Origin of the sequence: Yersinia kristensenii (assembly GCF_900460525.1) — a bacterium.
GTDB classification, from domain to species: Bacteria; Pseudomonadota; Gammaproteobacteria; order Enterobacterales; family Enterobacteriaceae; genus Yersinia; species Yersinia kristensenii.
Genome location: NZ_UHIY01000001.1, coordinates 1,201,757 through 1,217,858, shown reverse-complemented (window position 1 = coordinate 1,217,858; position 16,102 = coordinate 1,201,757). Strand labels below are relative to the sequence as shown.

Sequence of the window (16,102 nt, the reverse complement as noted above, 5' to 3'; positions counted from 1 at the left end):
TTATGAAAACAGGCCAATCTTGGTGACTTTCTGCAACTTTTTGTGTGATAGGGGGCTTCTAAATTTGACGCTGCCCCCGATTTAGCTTACAAGGGTTACCGAATTGAGCTCCGAGGTTTTTAATAACGTTGATACGCCGATAAAAACGTATGGTTTCCCTCCCACGACGTGTACAACGATTTATTCGGTTGCCAAACTACCAGAAGTGCTGAGATAATTTTCAGTCTGATCTCGCACTATCGCTCATGAGGTTTCAGTTTAGGTCCCGTTGCTAATTTGATTGGCGGGGCGGGTTATCATTAACGAATAGTCTTAGTAATACCAAAAACATGGCAGAGAAACGCAATATCTTTCTGGTTGGGCCTATGGGTGCCGGCAAAAGCACTATTGGTCGTCAGTTAGCTCAGCAACTCAATATGGAGTTTTTCGACTCTGATCAAGAAATTGAGCGACGTACCGGAGCTGACGTGGGCTGGGTATTCGACGTGGAAGGCGAAGAAGGTTTCCGCGATCGTGAAGAAAAAGTGATTAATGAACTGACGGAAAAACAGGGCATTGTTCTGGCAACCGGTGGTGGCTCTGTTAAATCCAGAGAAACCCGTAACCGTTTGTCAGCCCGTGGCGTGGTGGTTTATCTAGAAACCACTATCGAGAAGCAGTTAGCCCGTACACAGCGCGACAAAAAACGTCCGTTGTTGCAGGTTGATTCGCCTCCACGTGAGGTGTTAGAAGCACTGGCAAAAGAACGTAATCCGTTGTACGAAGAAATTGCGGATGTCACCATTCGCACTGACGATCAAAGCGCGAAAGTTGTTGCTAACCAGATTATCAACATGCTGGAAAGTAACTGATTTAGCATTTTACTAATGCCCGCGGGCGTAAGTTAAGAAGGTTACTGGGCGCGACATGGAGAAGATTACTGTCACGTTAGGGGAGCGTAGCTACCCGATTACGATTGCTGCTGGATTGTTCAAAGATCCGGCCTCTTTTAAGCCGCTAAAAGCGGGTGACCAGGTCATGCTGGTGACCAACCAAACGCTAGCGCCACTCTATCTGGATTCGCTCCGGGCAGTGTTGGAACAAAGCGGCATTAAAGTCGATCAGGTGATTTTACCTGATGGTGAACAGTATAAATCTCTGAGTGTTCTGGAGCAGGTATTTTCTGCCCTTCTGGAAAAACCGCACGGTCGTGATACTACACTTGTCGCCCTAGGTGGCGGTGTAGTAGGCGACCTGACCGGTTTTGCCGCTGCTTGCTATCAACGTGGCGTACGCTTTATTCAAGTTCCTACTACCTTACTTTCTCAAGTGGATTCCTCTGTCGGTGGTAAAACCGCAGTGAACCACCCATTGGGTAAGAACATGATTGGTGCTTTCTACCAGCCTGCATCGGTGGTGGTTGACCTTGATTGTCTCAAAACCCTCCCTCCTCGTGAGCTTGCTTCCGGGCTGGCTGAAGTTATCAAATACGGTATCATTCTTGACGCAGCTTTCTTTGCGTGGCTGGAAAACAATATTGACGCTTTATTAGCACTGGATATGTCAGCATTAGCTTACTGCATCCGCCGTTGCTGTGAATTGAAAGCCGATGTTGTTGCCGCCGACGAAAGGGAAGAGAGCGGGATGCGCGCTTTACTCAATTTGGGTCATACTTATGGTCATGCTATTGAAGCTGAAATGGGGTATGGCGTCTGGTTACACGGGGAAGCCGTTGCTGCTGGTATGATGATGGCTGCGCATACTTCCCGCCGATTGGGCCAGCTTTCAGACCAAGATGTTGAGCGTATCAAGAAACTACTTTTACGTGCAGGTCTGCCAGTTAGCGGGCCGCAAGAAATGACACCAGAATCCTATCTACCGCACATGATGCGAGATAAAAAAGTGCTGGCCGGTGAGCTTCGTCTGGTATTGCCAACCGCTATAGGTCAGTCAGAAGTCCGTGGTGGTGTTGCACATGATATGGTACTGGCGTCTATCACTGATTGTCAGTGATAGGAAATGGCATGAGTACATTTTATTATATTCCTTTGCTGCGGGCGTTTTAGCCTGTTGGCAGTCAGTAAAATCAATCAGCCGGACTGCAGTGATAAATGCGGTAGGCTTTTGCCTCTAGTTGGAGGGTTTAGATGGATGATTTAAAGCCGGAAGACGATCTGAAACCAGATAGCAGTGACCGTCGCCCAACACGTGCCCGTAAGTCCTCGACTGGGCCTAAGCTTGCTGTTTCACGCCAACATATGATGATTGGTATTGGCATTTTAGTGCTGCTGTTGATCATTATTGCCATTGGTTCAGCCCTTAAAGCCCCAACCGAGCATGAAGCATCACAACAAAATCCCAATGTAGACGTGGCGCGCAACATTAATCTGTCTGATTCATCTTCACTGACCAGCGGTAATAATACTCAGCCAGCTGTGGCAAATAACACCACCGATGGTCATGATGCCAATGGCGTGAGGAATACCGCTCAGCCACAAGATATCAATGTTCCGCCGATTTCTCCGACACCGACCGAGGCCGCTCCGCAGTCTTCTGCCAATGACTCAACCCAACGTGTTGAATTACCTGGGAATATGTCTGACGCGCTTTCTCAGACCCAGGGGCAGGTCGATACACTGTCTCAGAATATGAATGACGGCCCGACCTCCACACTGCCGACAGCACCGGCTACCGTTTCAACCTCGAAAGGGGCCAAAGCGCCAGTTACACGGGAATCGATTACTCATCCGACGCAAAAGCAGGCCACGGCAGCAACGAAACAACCGGCTGTTAGTCATAAAAACCCGACAACGGCTGTGTCTCCAGCCGCTTCAGCGGTGGCAAAATCAGGTTCGACGGGCAGCAGCAGCGCATTGAAAAATGCCCCTGGTAGCCATTTCACCTTGCAACTGAGCAGCGCATCGCGCTCAGATACGTTGAATGCCTATGCTAAGCAGCAAAAATTATCTGACTATCATGTGTATGAAACGAAACGTGATGGTAAGCCTTGGTACATCTTAGTGAGTGGTAACTACGCCTCTTCAGCTGATGCTAAAAGGGCGATAACAACATTACCCGCCGATGTTCAGGCGAAAAAACCGTGGGTTAAACCTGTACAACAAGTACAGCAAGACCTTAAAAAATAAATCATTCTTATTTGTGCGCTGATGTGCTGTTTGAAACAGAGTACAATCTGCGGCTCTGAATTATTAAGTAGCTAACTGACGGCATGAAGAAAAACCGCGCTTTTTTAAAATGGGCTGGTGGGAAATATCCGCTGGTTGATGACATTCGACGCCATCTTCCAGCGGGAGACTGCTTGATAGAACCATTCGTCGGTGCGGGGTCGGTGTTTCTTAACACTGAGTATGAATCTTACATACTGGCCGATATCAACAGTGATCTCATTAACCTCTACAATATCGTAAAGGACCGCACTGATGACTTTGTGCGGGATGCTCGTGTTTTATTCACGGGCGATTTCAATAATTCCGAGCATTTTTATCAGCTGCGTCAAGAATTTAACGCCAGTATCGATGCCTATCGCCGTGCTTTATTGTTTCTCTACTTGAATCGCCATTGTTATAACGGTCTGTGCCGTTATAATTTGAGCGGTGAATTCAATGTGCCTTTCGGTCGTTACAAAAAACCTTATTTCCCGGAAAATGAGCTGTATTGGTTTGCTGAAAAATCGAAAAATGCTGTTTTTGTTTGTGAGCATTATCAGGAAACCTTATTAAAAGCTGTGCACGGGGCGGTGGTTTACTGCGATCCTCCGTATGCGCCATTGTCAGCGACGGCTAATTTTACGGCATATCACACCAGTAACTTTGGTTTGGTGGATCAACAAAATCTGGCTCGTCTGGCTTACCAGCTGTCAGCAGAAAATAAGATCCCGGTTCTGATTTCTAATCACGACACAGAACTGACGCGCGATTGGTATCATCAGGCGTCACTGCATGTGGTCAAAGCGCGCCGTACTATCAGCCGTAATATCCTTGGCCGTAGTAAAGTGAACGAGCTTTTGGCGCTGTATAGCTGAGCGGGAACTGCCGCTCGGTAACGATTCAAACCCCATGGTTTGTGAGAGGAAGTTTGCTACGCTGAAGCCTCATAAAACAAAGAGATACGTTTGGAGAAGCAGATGAAAAAGTTTTTAATTGCCCCGTCTATTCTGTCAGCAGATTTTGCCCGCCTGGGTGACGATACCGCTAAGGTACTCGCCGCCGGCGCTGATATTGTGCATTTTGATGTGATGGACAATCATTACGTTCCTAATCTGACTATCGGGCCGATGGTGTGCAAGGCTTTGCGTGATTACGGTATTACTGCCCCTATTGATGTCCACTTGATGGTAAAACCGGTTGACCGTATTGTCCCGGATTTTGCCAAAGCCGGTGCCACTTATATCTCATTCCACCCTGAAGCTTCAGAGCATGTTGACCGCACTTTGCAACTCATTAAAGAGAGTGGTTGCAAGGCGGGCTTGGTGTTTAACCCCGCCACCCCTCTTAGCTACCTTGATTATGTGATGGATAAGCTGGATGTCATTTTGCTGATGTCGGTGAACCCCGGCTTCGGCGGGCAGTCTTTCATTCCCGAAACACTGAATAAATTACGCCAGGTGCGCAAGCTGATTGATGACAGCGGCTATGACATTCGTCTGGAAGTGGATGGCGGCGTTAAAGTGGATAATATTCGCGATATCGCGGCTGCCGGTGCGGATATGTTTGTCGCCGGTTCAGCAATCTTTAGCCAGCCGGACTATAAAAGTGTGATTGATGCTATGCGCAGTGAATTGGCGAAGTCTGCTCATGACTAAATTTGATGCTATCCGCGGTGTGGCTTTTGATCTCGATGGCACATTAGTTGATAGCGTACCGGGGCTTGCCAGCGCGATTGATATGGCACTGGCACATCAGAATTTACCGGTCGCCGGTCAAGATTTGGTCTCAACCTGGATTGGCAATGGCGCTGATGTCTTAGTCGAGCGCGCGCTGCGCTGGGCGGGGCGCGAGCCAGATGCTCAATCAGTCGCACATACCCGCGAACTGTTTGACCACTACTATGCTCAGACGGTCGAGCAGGGGAGCCAGCTATTTCCGCAAGTGAAAGCCACATTGGCGCAACTGGTGGCCAATGGCTTGCCGATGGGGCTGATTACCAATAAACCTACGCCATTCGTCGCCCCACTGCTGGCGTCCTTGGGTATTGCCGATTATTTCTCAGTCATCATTGGCGGTGATGATGTCGTGGTGAAGAAACCCCATCCCGCGCCATTGTATTTATTGCTGGCCAAACTTGGCTTGCATGCCCATGAAATGCTGTTTGTTGGTGATTCACGTAATGACATTATGGCCGCGCAGGCGGCGGGTTGCCCCTGCGTCGGGCTGACCTATGGATATAACTACGGTGAAGCTATTGCCACCAGTCACCCCGACTGTGTGCTAGAGCACTTTGCCTGTCTGTTGCCCGCACTTGGGCTGCCATCTTTAAAAGATCAGGAAGCATAAAATGAGTAAACCCACTGAAATATCTGCTGTATCCGATAAACAAAAACCTATCGTATTTAGCGGCGCGCAACCGTCCGGCGAATTGACTATTGGCAATTACATGGGGGCATTGCGTCAGTGGGTACAAATGCAAGATGACTATGATTGCATCTATTGCATTGTTGATTTGCATGCCATCACGGCACGTCAGGACCCAGCGTTGCTACGCAAAAGAACGTTGGACACCTTGGCATTGTATCTGGCTTGCGGCATTGACCCGAAGAAAAGCACCATTTTTGTTCAATCCCATGTGCCAGAACACTCTCAACTGGGCTGGGCGCTGAACTGCTACACCTATTTCGGCGAACTGAGCCGCATGACCCAGTTCAAAGACAAATCAGCCCGTTATGCCGAAAACATTAACGCCGGTTTGTTCGATTATCCGGTGCTGATGGCGGCGGATATTTTGCTGTATCAGACTAACCAAGTACCGGTTGGTGAAGATCAGAAGCAACATCTGGAGCTGAGCCGCGATATTGCGAGCCGATTCAATAACCTGTATGGCGATATCTTCAAAATCCCTGAGCCGTTTATTCCTAAAGCCGGTGCGCGGGTGATGTCCTTGCAGGATCCGACTAAAAAGATGTCGAAATCGGATGATAACCGCAATAACGTCATCGAATTGCTGGAAGATCCTAAATCTGTAGTGAAAAAGATTAAACGCGCCATGACGGATTCTGATGAGCCAGCGGTAATCCGCTATGACACTGAGAAGAAAGCCGGTGTTTCTAACCTGCTGGATATTCTGTCGGGTGTGACGGGCCAGTCTATTCCTGAGCTGGAAGCCCAGTTTGAAGGCCAAATGTACGGTCATTTGAAAGGTGCGGTTGCAGAGGCGGTTTCTGACATGCTGAGTGAGCTACAGGCGCGTTATCACAAGTATCGCGAAGATGAAGCTTTCTTGCAGGAAGTGATGCGTGATGGGGCGGCTAAGGCGCGTGCTCGTGCGCAAGATACGCTGGCGAAAGTGTATGAAGCTATTGGTTTTGTTGCTCATCCATAAGTGAATAAGTCAGCAGTCTGAGGGGGGAGCCTTCCCCCTTCAGAGTCAATTCAGTTTAACCCACCTGTTCAATTTGTTCCTTTACCCCAGCTTTGCCATGCTCCGCACTGGAAAACCAATTCAGTTTTTTGCGCAAACTGACCACACTGCCGACAATAATCAAACTCGGGCTGCTGACCTGCTGCGAAAGCAGTGCCAACTGACTCAGTTCGCCGCTCACCACCCGCTGATGCCGCGAGGTGCCGTTCTCCACCAGAGCAACCGCCGTGCTGGCTGGCATACCGTGCAGAATCAATTGCTGCTGAATCTCGCCAGCTTGTGATAGCCCCATATAGAACACCAGGGTTTGCTTTTCTGCTGCCAGATTAGCCCAATCCAACTGACTGTCTTTTTTGGCGTGGCCGGTAATCAGCCGCACACTTTGGGCGTGATCGCGGTGAGTGAGCGGAATGCCGCTGTAGGCCGAGCAGCCAGACGCCGCTGTTATCCCCGGCACCACAGAAAACGGAATGTTGTAGTCTGCCAGTGTTTCCAGCTCTTCGCCGCCACGGCCAAAAATAAATGGGTCGCCGCCTTTCAAGCGCACCACGCGTTTCCCCTGCTGCGCCTGCTGCAATAGAATCTGATTGATTTGGTCTTGTGGAACACTATGGCGACCGGATTCTTTGCCGACAAAAATGCGCTCGGCATCGCGCCGCACCAAATTCATTATCTCATCAGACACCAACCGATCATACACCACCACGTCTGCTTGCTGAATCTGCTGCAAACCTTTCAATGTCAGTAAACCGGCGTCGCCCGGCCCAGCCCCCACCAACACCACTTCACCGCGGTCAGACAGCGGCGCATTGAACAGTTGCTCAACGTGTTGCTCGACTTGCACCTGATCCGCATTCGCCAGTGATTGCGCCAGCCGGTCGTGGGTCAGCAGTTTTTCCCAGAAGCGGCGGCGGTCTGCCATGGCGGCAAAATGTTGTTTCACCCGCTGGCGTAAATTGCCCGCTAATTGTGCCAATTGCCCCAAATGCTGTGGCAGCATGGCCTCGAGTTTCTCGCGCAGCAAGCGGGCTAAGACTGGCGCTTTACCGCCTGAGGAGATTGCAATCATGATAGGTGAGCGGTCAATGATTGACGGCATGATAAAACTGGTGCGTTTCGGGTCGTCAACCACATTGCAGAACACCCGCTGTTGATTGGCACTTTGATAGACTAAAGCATTGACGGCCACCTGATCCGTTGCGGCAATCACCAGCCATTTTTCTGCCAGTAGTTCCGGTGCGAACTCGCCGCTGACCAATGAAAGTTGCCCCTGCTCCGCCCAGTAGTGAAACTGCGGTGTAAACTCGCACGCATTGACGGTGACGGTAGCACCTGCATCAAGCAACAAGCGAGCTTTGCGTTCGGCCACTTCACCACCACCGACCAGCAGGCAGGCTTTGTTTTGCAGTTGGCAGAAAATCGGGAAGTAGTCCATGGGCAATCCTTCAGGTTGAGGCCGCTAGGGGGTAAAACCCGCCCCTAAGAGCGGGTGAATTCGGGTATCTGACTGCTGGCTAAGTCAATTGAAGGGAAATCGTGCCGTTGGGGTCGTAGTCGCGTAAGCGACCGGAGCGGCCCTAGGTGCGGTAAACCCTTCACTCACTGGTTTTGCCATTAACCTCGTATAACTCACTCTTTTACTGCTTGTGGCGCATTGACTACCGCAGGCTGTGGGCGTTGCTCCCGTGGAGTGGCATACCAATAACCCAGCCCCATAAACACCGCGCCAGACAAGGTATTGCCCAGTGTGACCCACAACAGATTGTGGCCGATGCCGCTTAAAGTGTAAGCCTCGCTGTGATGACCAAACCATGACAAGGCGAACAGCGTCATGTTTGCCACTGAGTGTTCGTAACCAGAGGCGATAAAAGCCAGTAAACACCACCAAATGGCGATGAATTTCGCAGCACCTTCGACGCGGATTGCCATCCAGATCGCCAGACAAACCAGCCAGTTACATAATACACCCTTAAAGAATAAGGTCATAGCGGGCGCAGAGGTTTTTGCTAGCGCCGCGGTGTGTACCAAGCTGGTGTCGACTGACAGCAGATTACCGCCACCGTAGTAATAAAGTAGGGCGACAAAAACAGAACCCAACAGATTCCCCAGCCAGGTTTGGGGTAAAACTGCCCACATTTGGCTGGATTTGATGGTGCCCGCTTTGACACCAAAGGTCAGGAACATGGTGTGGCCGGTAAACAGTTCAGAACCGGCGATAATCACCAAGGTTAGCGCCAGACCAAAGGTCGCTCCCATGACTAATGGACGGTAAGCTGGGTCAATCAGGTTGCCCAATGTGAAAATCAGAATAATACCGAGGCCAACATAGGCACCGGCCATCGCCGAACCAATCCAAAAGCCCAGCGGGCTTTCTTTGGCCAGTTTGACGATTCGCGCCGCATTGGCCGCGCATTTGTTGATGGTGTCACTGTACATAGTGGATTCCATTAGTTAAAAGTAAGTCGGTGGTTATCACGCTTTGACTTGCACTATGCCGTCGCGTACCCGCACGTCAAAATGGGTCACTGAGCGCGTTTCATCTTCAAGACAGAAACCATCATGCAGGCGAAAATGCTGTTTTTTCAGGGGGCTGGCCACCCACAAATCACCTTGATGTTCTGCAATTAATCCGCGTGACAGCACACTGGCCTGAGCAAAGGGGTCAATGTTGCTGATAGCAAACACCTGTTCGTCGGCATAAGGCCGGAAGACCGCGACGTGATGCTCGCCAATCAGGCCGCATACGCCGCTACCGGACAAAATGTCATTTAATGGGCAAAGTGGGATCCACTGACTCATAGGTTATCCTCCAGTTCCAGCACCCGAACAGGGATGCGTTCATCCGGGCGGGCCGGGCGATGTTGGTCGCGCTCTGGCACCACTTGTACATTGGGGTCGCGTAGCGGACTGTTGATAAAGTGGGCGAAACGGACTTGTGCCGCCGGGTTTTCCACGGTGACTTTCCATTCGCAGACGACTTTGTCGCGCAGACGGGCAATATCAGTTTCGAGCTGATCGTTAATGCCCAGTTTGTCGTCGAGAATGACGGCGCGCAGGTAGTTAATTCCGCCTTCCAGACTCTCCAGCCACACCGAAGTGCGTTGCAGTTTATCGGCGGTGCGGATGTAGAACATCATAAAGCGGTCGAGGTAGCGCATCAGAGTTTCTTCATCCAAATCCGCCGCCAGTAAATCCGCATGACGAGGTTTCATGCCGCCATTACCACAGACATATAAGTTCCAGCCGTTTTCGGTGGCGATAATGCCGACATCTTTGCCCTGTGCTTCAGAACATTCACGGGTACAGCCGGAGACACCAAATTTCATTTTGTGCGGGGTGCGAATGCCCTTGTAGCGGTGTTCCAGCGCCACACCAAAGCCGACACTGTCGCCCACGCCAAAGCGGCACCAGGTGCTACCGACACAGGTTTTTGCCATGCGCAGGGCTTTGGCATAAGCATGTCCGGTCTCAAAGCCCGCTTCAATCAACTGCGCCCAGATAGCCGGTAAGTCGTCTTTTTGCGCGCCGAACATCCCGACGCGCTGTGAGCCGGTCAGTTTGGTGTAAAGATTATATTCTTTGGCGATGCGGCCAATGGCCAGCAGGCCGTCAGGTGTGATTTCCCCACCCGGTGAGCGCGGGATAACTGAGTAAGTGCCATCTTTTTGGATATTGCCGAGGAAGTTGTCGTTGGTGTCCTGCAACGGGGTATGTTGCGGCTCCAAGACATATTCATTCCAGCAGGATGCCAGCAGCGAACCTACCGTCGGTTTACACACTTCACAGCCGTAACCTTTGCCGTATTTTTCCAGCAGGGCATCGAAAGTTTTAATCTGTTCCACGCGAATCAGGTGATATAGCTCTTGGCGCGAATAGGCAAAGTGTTCGCATAAATGATGATTAACTTCAATGCCTTGCTTGCTAAGTTCGGCATTCAGCACTTGGGTGACGAGTGGAATACAGCCGCCGCAGCCGGTGCCCGCTTTAGTGGCCGACTTCAGTGCCGCCACAGTATGGCAGCCTTGGCCGATCGCCTGAATAATGTCGCCTTTGGTGACATCAAAACAGGAGCAGATTTGGGCGCTGTCCGGCAGGGAATCAACTCCGATTGCCGGTTTGCTGCCCGCATGAGCCGGTAAAATCAAGCTATCGGGGTTTTCCGGTAGCTCAATATTATTCAGGGCCAGTTGCAGCAGATTGCCGTAATCGCTGGTATCCCCCACCAGTACCGCACCGAGCAGGGTTTTGTTGTCGGCGCTGACCACCAGGCGCTTGTAAATCTCTTTACTCTCATCCAGATAGACATAACTGCGCGCACCTTCAGTGCGGCCATGGGCATCACCAATCCCACCGACATCTACCCCCAAAAGTTTGAGCTTGGCGCTCATGTCCGCGCCGTGGAAGGCATTTTCGCGCCCCAGTAAGTGGTCAGCCGTGACCTGCGCCATTTTGTAGCCCGGCGCCACCAGCCCGAATGTCCGTTCCTGCCAGGATGCGCATTCGCCAATGGCGTAGACATCCGGATCCGAGGTCTGGCAATTATCATTGATAGCAATACCACCACGGCGTGCTGTGGCTAAACCGCATTGATGGGCCAGTTTATCTTGTGGACGGATGCCGGTGGAGAAGACGATAAAATCGACTTCCAACTGCGAACCATCGGCAAACAGCATAGTTTTGCGGCTGTTTTGCCCGCTATGGACAATTTCTTGCGTGTTTTTGCCGGTGTGGACTCGGACGCCCATACGCTCAATCTTCTGGCGCAGTTGGTCGCCGCCCATGGGATCAAGCTGTTCAGCCATTAATACTGGGGCAAACTCAATGACATGGGTTTCAACGCCGAGGCTTTTCAGTGCGCCAGCCGCTTCCAATCCTAATAACCCGCCGCCGATCACCGCCCCGCGTTTGCTGCGACGGGTGCAAGCTTCAATGGCATTTAAGTCTTCAATGGTGCGGTAAACAAAGCAATCTTGCCCTTCGCTGCCTTTAATCGGCGGGATCCACGGATAAGAGCCCGTCGCCATAATCAGCTTGTCGTAATACAGAGTACGACCGCTGTTGGAATGGATGACTTTCTCTTTACGATTGATGGTAATAGCGCGTTCGCCGACCAGCACATTGACGCCGTGCTTTTCATAAAAACCTTCGCGAACCAGTGACAGTTCTTCCGCAGTGTGGTGGGAGAAATAAGAAGAAAGATGGACCCGGTCATAAGCGATGCGCGGTTCTTCGCAAAAGACGGTTATCTCAAATTGGTCTTTATCTGCTTTATCCAATAAGTCTTCAATAAAGCGGTGGCCGACCATACCGTTGCCGATGATGGCAAGTTTGACTTTGCTCATTTTTGCCTCAATTTTTAATTTTCTACCCTCACCTTAATCTTCCGCACGGCGCACTTATTGATGTAAATCAATTTGCTTTCCATATACCTCTAAGGTGGTAGATAGCTGATTTTTAACGTTTTTTATAAGTTGCGGATTTCATTCATGTTTAGCTGAAAGGTTTCAGTTTTGGTTTTTTTATTCATTAAAATAAAACGCTGTTTTATTAAAAGAAAATCGGGCGGAGGGAGGTGGGTCGGGTAAGCTAAAGGGTAATAATGAAAAACAATCATGGAGGCCTTTATGGCGGGCAAATCTTTACCCCCTCATTTATTAACCACAATCAATAATGTCCGTCTTAGCGGGCAAACGGGGCTGTGGCAAATAGCGATTGCAGGCGGAAAAATTACCGCGATTGCGCCACAACCGGAGCAACCAGTCACCGGCGAGGGTGCATTGGATGCACAAGGTGGGCTGGCTTTACCGCCATTTATTGAGCCGCATATTCATCTGGATACCACTCAAACCGCCGGGCAGCCCAGTTGGAACCAATCCGGCACCTTGTTTGAGGGCATTGAGCGCTGGGCCGAGCGCAAGGCGCTACTGACTCGCGAGGATGTTAAACAACGCGCCTGGCAAACATTGAAATGGCAAATAGCCAATGGGATTCAGCATGTCCGTACTCATGTGGATGTTTCCGACCCCAGTTTGACGGCTTTAAGCGCGATGCTGGAGGTCAAAGAAGAAGTCAGTCCGTGGGTGGATATGCAGATTGTGGCCTTCCCACAGGAGGGGATTCTCTCTTATCCGCATGGTGCCGCACTGCTGGAAGAGGCGCTGCGGCTAGGGGCGGATGTGGTCGGTGCTATTCCTCATTTTGAGTTTACTCGCGAATATGGTGTTGAATCGCTGCATATCGCCTTTGCATTGGCGCAGAAATATCAACGGCTGGTGGATGTTCATTGTGATGAAATTGATGATGAACAGTCGCGCTTTATCGAAACGGTAGCGGCATTGGCACACCGGGAGAACATGGGCGCGCGGGTGACCGCCAGCCATACCACGGCGATGCACTCTTATAATGGCGCTTATACCTCGCGATTATTCCGTTTGCTGAAAATGTCCGGCATTAATTTTGTTGCTAACCCGCTGGTGAATATTCACTTGCAAGGGCGCTTTGATACTTATCCCAAGCGGCGCGGTATTACACGGGTTAAAGAGATGCTGGCGGCAGAGATTAATGTTTGTTTCGGTCATGACGATGTGTTCGACCCGTGGTATCCACTAGGTACTGCCAATATGTTGCAGGTGTTGCATATGGGGTTACATATCTGTCAGTTGATGGGCTACAGCCAAATCAATGATGGGCTGAATTTGATAACCACCCACAGCGCCAAAACGTTGAATTTGTCGGATTATGGTTTGCAGCTGGGGAATAGCGCTAACGTGATTATTCTGCCCGCCGACAATGGTTTTGATGCAGTACGGCGGCAAGTGCCGGTGCAGTATTCCATTCGCCACGGCGTGGTGATCGCCAAGACGCAACCGGCAGAAAGCCGGATATATTTGGGGCAAGAAGAGACAGTGAATTTTAAATAGAAGGTGCCCTGCACCGGCATGGCAGCAGGGCAATAAAACAGCTAAATCAATGAGTCACGTGGCCGTGGCTGCGGTGCTTGGTGAAGAAGCCCAGAATCAGACACATCACAAACACGGTCAGATATAAGCCATTGGCGGTTGCCAATGCGGCATGAACACCACTGTTAGCCACAATCGGGCCAGTGACCACGAAAGTCAGCATGGTGCCAACGGTGCCGCAGGTCAGAATGAAGTTCACCAGTTTTGGCGAAGACACTTTGGTTTGCAGTGAACCCAACGTAATCAACGTAGTGTAAATCGCACTGGAAACAAAACCCAACGCCAGAATGTAGTAGCTCAAGTGCTCTGGGTTATTGGTGCTGACAAACATGTACATCGACAAAGTTGCCAGCGCGGCTAACACGGTGACGATGCGTTGCAGGTCAAAGAAGCGCAGGATAAAGCTGAATACCCACATCCCAATCATGTAGGAAATCCAGAAGTTACTGACTAATTGGCCAGCCTGACTGATATCCATATTGAAAGTTTTGGTGGCGTATTCCGGTACCCACTGGATGAAACCGAGTTGGCCGAGGATATAGCATAGCGCGGCAATCGCCAGGAACAGTACACCCATGCCCCATTTCTCTTTGGCTACAGGCTTGCTCTGGTCAGTGGCTTTATGGCCCAGAACCGGGAATTCAGAGCACAGTGTCAGCACGAAAATGCCGACATACAGTAGGCCGATGCAAGCATAAACCCAATACCATTCAATATGGCGCGCCAGCAGTATTGCAGCAGCGACCGGGAAAATCATCCCAGCCATGCTGAAGAAGGAGTCGGTAAACAGCAGGCGAGAACCGCGCTGACGCCCTTCATACATATGGGTAATCAGGAAAGTCCCGATCGACATAGTTATCCCGCTAACCACCCCGAGAATGAACATGCTGATGGAGAAGACCATCAGGTTATGGCCCACCATTAACCCGGCAATAGCAATTAACATCAGAATAAAACCAAACACTAACTGACGTTTTAGTGGAATGATTTCCATCAACCAGGCATTCAGGAAGATAGAGATCAAAATACCCGCGTTAAGGAAAGTGAATGTGTTACTCATACTGGCAATAGGCAGATTGAAATACTCTGCGATATTTCCCATCACCATCCCGGTGACAATAACTAACGCACCGGTCAGCGCGTATGAAAAGTAACTGATCCAAGTGAGTCGAAGGCGATTGCTGTTATTCATAGATGGGGCCTGTGTCAGCATAATATTTAAACAATAATAGTAAGAACCTTTATAAAAATGGTTCAAACTAATTTCAGCATTGAGGCTGCGAATCCTAGCACAGGCATGGCGAGTTTTTGTGACTTACATTCAACTTTTAATGTAATAAATGAAATGCTATTGCGAATAATAGTGAGGTGTCACAATTCGCGGTGACGTTTCATATGATAAATATTCTGAATAGGGCAGCGGAGTGAGCAAATTTTGAGTGCAGCCAAGACATGTGTGCAGTAAAAATCGTGATAGCAAGGAATACGGTGGGTGCTGCATGAGTCGGCAAAAAAGCTACTTTTTGGGCGGCATGACTGACTCGCGCATGATAATCGCGGGTGGGAAACTGGCGTTGGGGATCAATGGGTTAATCAGTAATTGAGTCGCATAGCGCGCCATTTCTACAATGGGGAAATGCAGGCTGGTCAATGCCGGGCGGACAAACGGGGCGCGTTCGCCGCTGTCATAGCAAAGCAATGAAATATCCTGCGGCACTTGCAAATGGTGCTTATTGATAGCCAACAAAGCGCCAATGGCCATTTCTTCGTTACAACAATAAATGGCGGTGGGGAGCTGGGGGAGGTTGAGAATTTCATCAGCGCGCTGGTGGCCACTTTCCAGGTCATAAACCCCCTCTACACAGGCCACCGGCTCTAAACCGGCTAATTGCATGGCATCAAGAAAGCCCTGACGGCGTAATTCACTGGAATGGCGCTGTGCGGAGCCACTGATACAAGCAATATGGCGATGGCCGGCATCAATCAATGCCTGTGTTGCCATTTGGCTGGCACGGCGATGATCAAAAGTGACACAGCGGGCTTCCAGGCCGGGAACCAGCCTATCCAATAACACAAAGGAGCGCCCAGCCGCTGCCAACTGATGCAGCCTCTCATCACTGAGAAAACGGACGTGCAGGATTAAACCATCACAGCGTAAGTTATACAGGCGCTGGATAGCCTGCCATTCTTTCTCTGCATTATCCCGCCCCTGAGTGACTAATAACTGTTTACCCTGAGATTCGGCTTCGGTTTGGACGAAATCCATCAATGCACCAAAAAAGCCGCCGCGATAAGAGGTGGTCACTAGCCCCAGCGTATTACTTTGGCTGGAGGCCAGTGCCCGTGCGGCAGGGTTGGGGGTATAGCCCAAGACTGCGACCGCTTGCTCGACTTTTTCGCGTGTCCGCGCTTTGACATTGGTATCACCATTGACCACGCGGGATACTGTAGCGCGGGAAACCCCGGCTAATACCGCGACGTCTTCCAGTGTGACCATCATCTTGCTCCAATCCCTTTCATATTTGAAGTTGCAGGGGGAACTGCAACTCCAATTACTGTGGGTAATAAAA

At 50.4% G+C, this 16,102-nt stretch carries 14 protein-coding genes; 8 read left to right on the top strand and 6 right to left on the bottom strand.

Going from position 1 to position 16,102, the window contains the following annotated elements; all coding sequences use genetic code 11:
• Positions 1-329 precede the first annotated feature (329 nt).
• The 7 genes from aroK (at position 330) to trpS (ending at position 6,534) form a co-directional block, all read left to right on the top strand.
• Positions 330-851: a shikimate kinase AroK gene (gene aroK / locus DX162_RS05770; RefSeq protein ID WP_004391482.1), complete on the top strand. Its 522-nt coding sequence runs from the start codon at positions 330-332 to the stop codon at positions 849-851.
• Between the two features lie 55 nt (positions 852-906).
• Positions 907-1,992, top strand: coding sequence for a 3-dehydroquinate synthase (aroB, locus tag DX162_RS05765; RefSeq protein ID WP_004391481.1), 1,086 nt, complete (start codon positions 907-909; stop codon positions 1,990-1,992).
• Positions 1,993-2,126: 134 nt separating this feature from the next.
• On the top strand, positions 2,127-3,125 hold the full coding sequence (locus DX162_RS05760) for an SPOR domain-containing protein (RefSeq protein WP_004391480.1): 999 nt from the start codon (positions 2,127-2,129) through the stop codon (positions 3,123-3,125).
• A gap of 83 nt (positions 3,126-3,208) precedes the next feature.
• A complete protein-coding gene (gene dam, locus DX162_RS05755) occupies positions 3,209-4,021 on the top strand; it encodes an adenine-specific DNA-methyltransferase (RefSeq protein ID WP_004391479.1) in 813 nt (270 codons plus the stop codon).
• Positions 4,022-4,123: 102 nt separating this feature from the next.
• A complete protein-coding gene (rpe, locus tag DX162_RS05750) occupies positions 4,124-4,801 on the top strand; it encodes a ribulose-phosphate 3-epimerase (RefSeq protein ID WP_004391478.1) in 678 nt (225 codons plus the stop codon).
• Positions 4,794-5,492, top strand: coding sequence for a phosphoglycolate phosphatase (locus DX162_RS05745; RefSeq protein ID WP_032820245.1), 699 nt, complete (start codon positions 4,794-4,796; stop codon positions 5,490-5,492). The genes rpe and DX162_RS05745 overlap by 8 nt, the downstream gene beginning before the upstream one ends.
• 1 nt (position 5,493) lies before the next feature.
• Entirely contained in the window at positions 5,494-6,534 is a 1,041-nt protein-coding gene (trpS, locus tag DX162_RS05740) for a tryptophan--tRNA ligase (RefSeq protein WP_004391476.1), read from the top strand.
• Between the two features lie 55 nt (positions 6,535-6,589).
• Here the strand turns inward: trpS and cysG are convergent, their stop codons facing one another.
• The 4 genes from cysG to nirB form a co-directional block, all read right to left on the bottom strand.
• Positions 6,590-8,008: a siroheme synthase CysG gene (gene cysG / locus DX162_RS05735; RefSeq protein WP_004391475.1), complete on the bottom strand. Its 1,419-nt coding sequence runs from the start codon at positions 8,006-8,008 to the stop codon at positions 6,590-6,592.
• Positions 8,009-8,202: 194 nt separating this feature from the next.
• A complete protein-coding gene (nirC, locus tag DX162_RS05730) occupies positions 8,203-9,009 on the bottom strand; it encodes a nitrite transporter NirC (RefSeq protein WP_004391473.1) in 807 nt (268 codons plus the stop codon).
• Positions 9,010-9,045: 36 nt separating this feature from the next.
• Positions 9,046-9,372 (bottom strand): nitrite reductase small subunit NirD, encoded by a 327-nt coding sequence (gene nirD / locus DX162_RS05725; RefSeq protein ID WP_032820243.1) that lies wholly within the window; start codon positions 9,370-9,372, stop codon positions 9,046-9,048.
• The gene (gene nirB / locus DX162_RS05720) at positions 9,369-11,915 is read right to left on the bottom strand and encodes a nitrite reductase large subunit NirB (RefSeq protein WP_004391471.1); all 2,547 of its coding nucleotides are present in this window, start codon (positions 11,913-11,915) and stop codon (positions 9,369-9,371) included. Before nirB ends, nirD begins: the two co-directional genes overlap by 4 nt.
• A gap of 282 nt (positions 11,916-12,197) precedes the next feature.
• Here nirB and DX162_RS05715 point away from each other — a divergent pair, with 282 nt between their 5' ends.
• Positions 12,198-13,493 (top strand): cytosine deaminase, encoded by a 1,296-nt coding sequence (locus DX162_RS05715; protein ID WP_032820260.1) that lies wholly within the window; start codon positions 12,198-12,200, stop codon positions 13,491-13,493.
• 46 nt (positions 13,494-13,539) lie between these two features.
• On the opposite strand, the gene tsgA is transcribed toward DX162_RS05715, so the two are convergent.
• Both tsgA and DX162_RS05705 read right to left on the bottom strand, forming a co-directional pair.
• Positions 13,540-14,724, bottom strand: coding sequence for an MFS transporter TsgA (gene tsgA, locus DX162_RS05710; RefSeq protein ID WP_004391468.1), 1,185 nt, complete (start codon positions 14,722-14,724; stop codon positions 13,540-13,542).
• A gap of 324 nt (positions 14,725-15,048) precedes the next feature.
• Entirely contained in the window at positions 15,049-16,029 is a 981-nt protein-coding gene (locus DX162_RS05705) for a LacI family DNA-binding transcriptional regulator (protein ID WP_032820259.1), read from the bottom strand.
• Between the last annotated feature and the right edge of the window lie 73 nt (positions 16,030-16,102).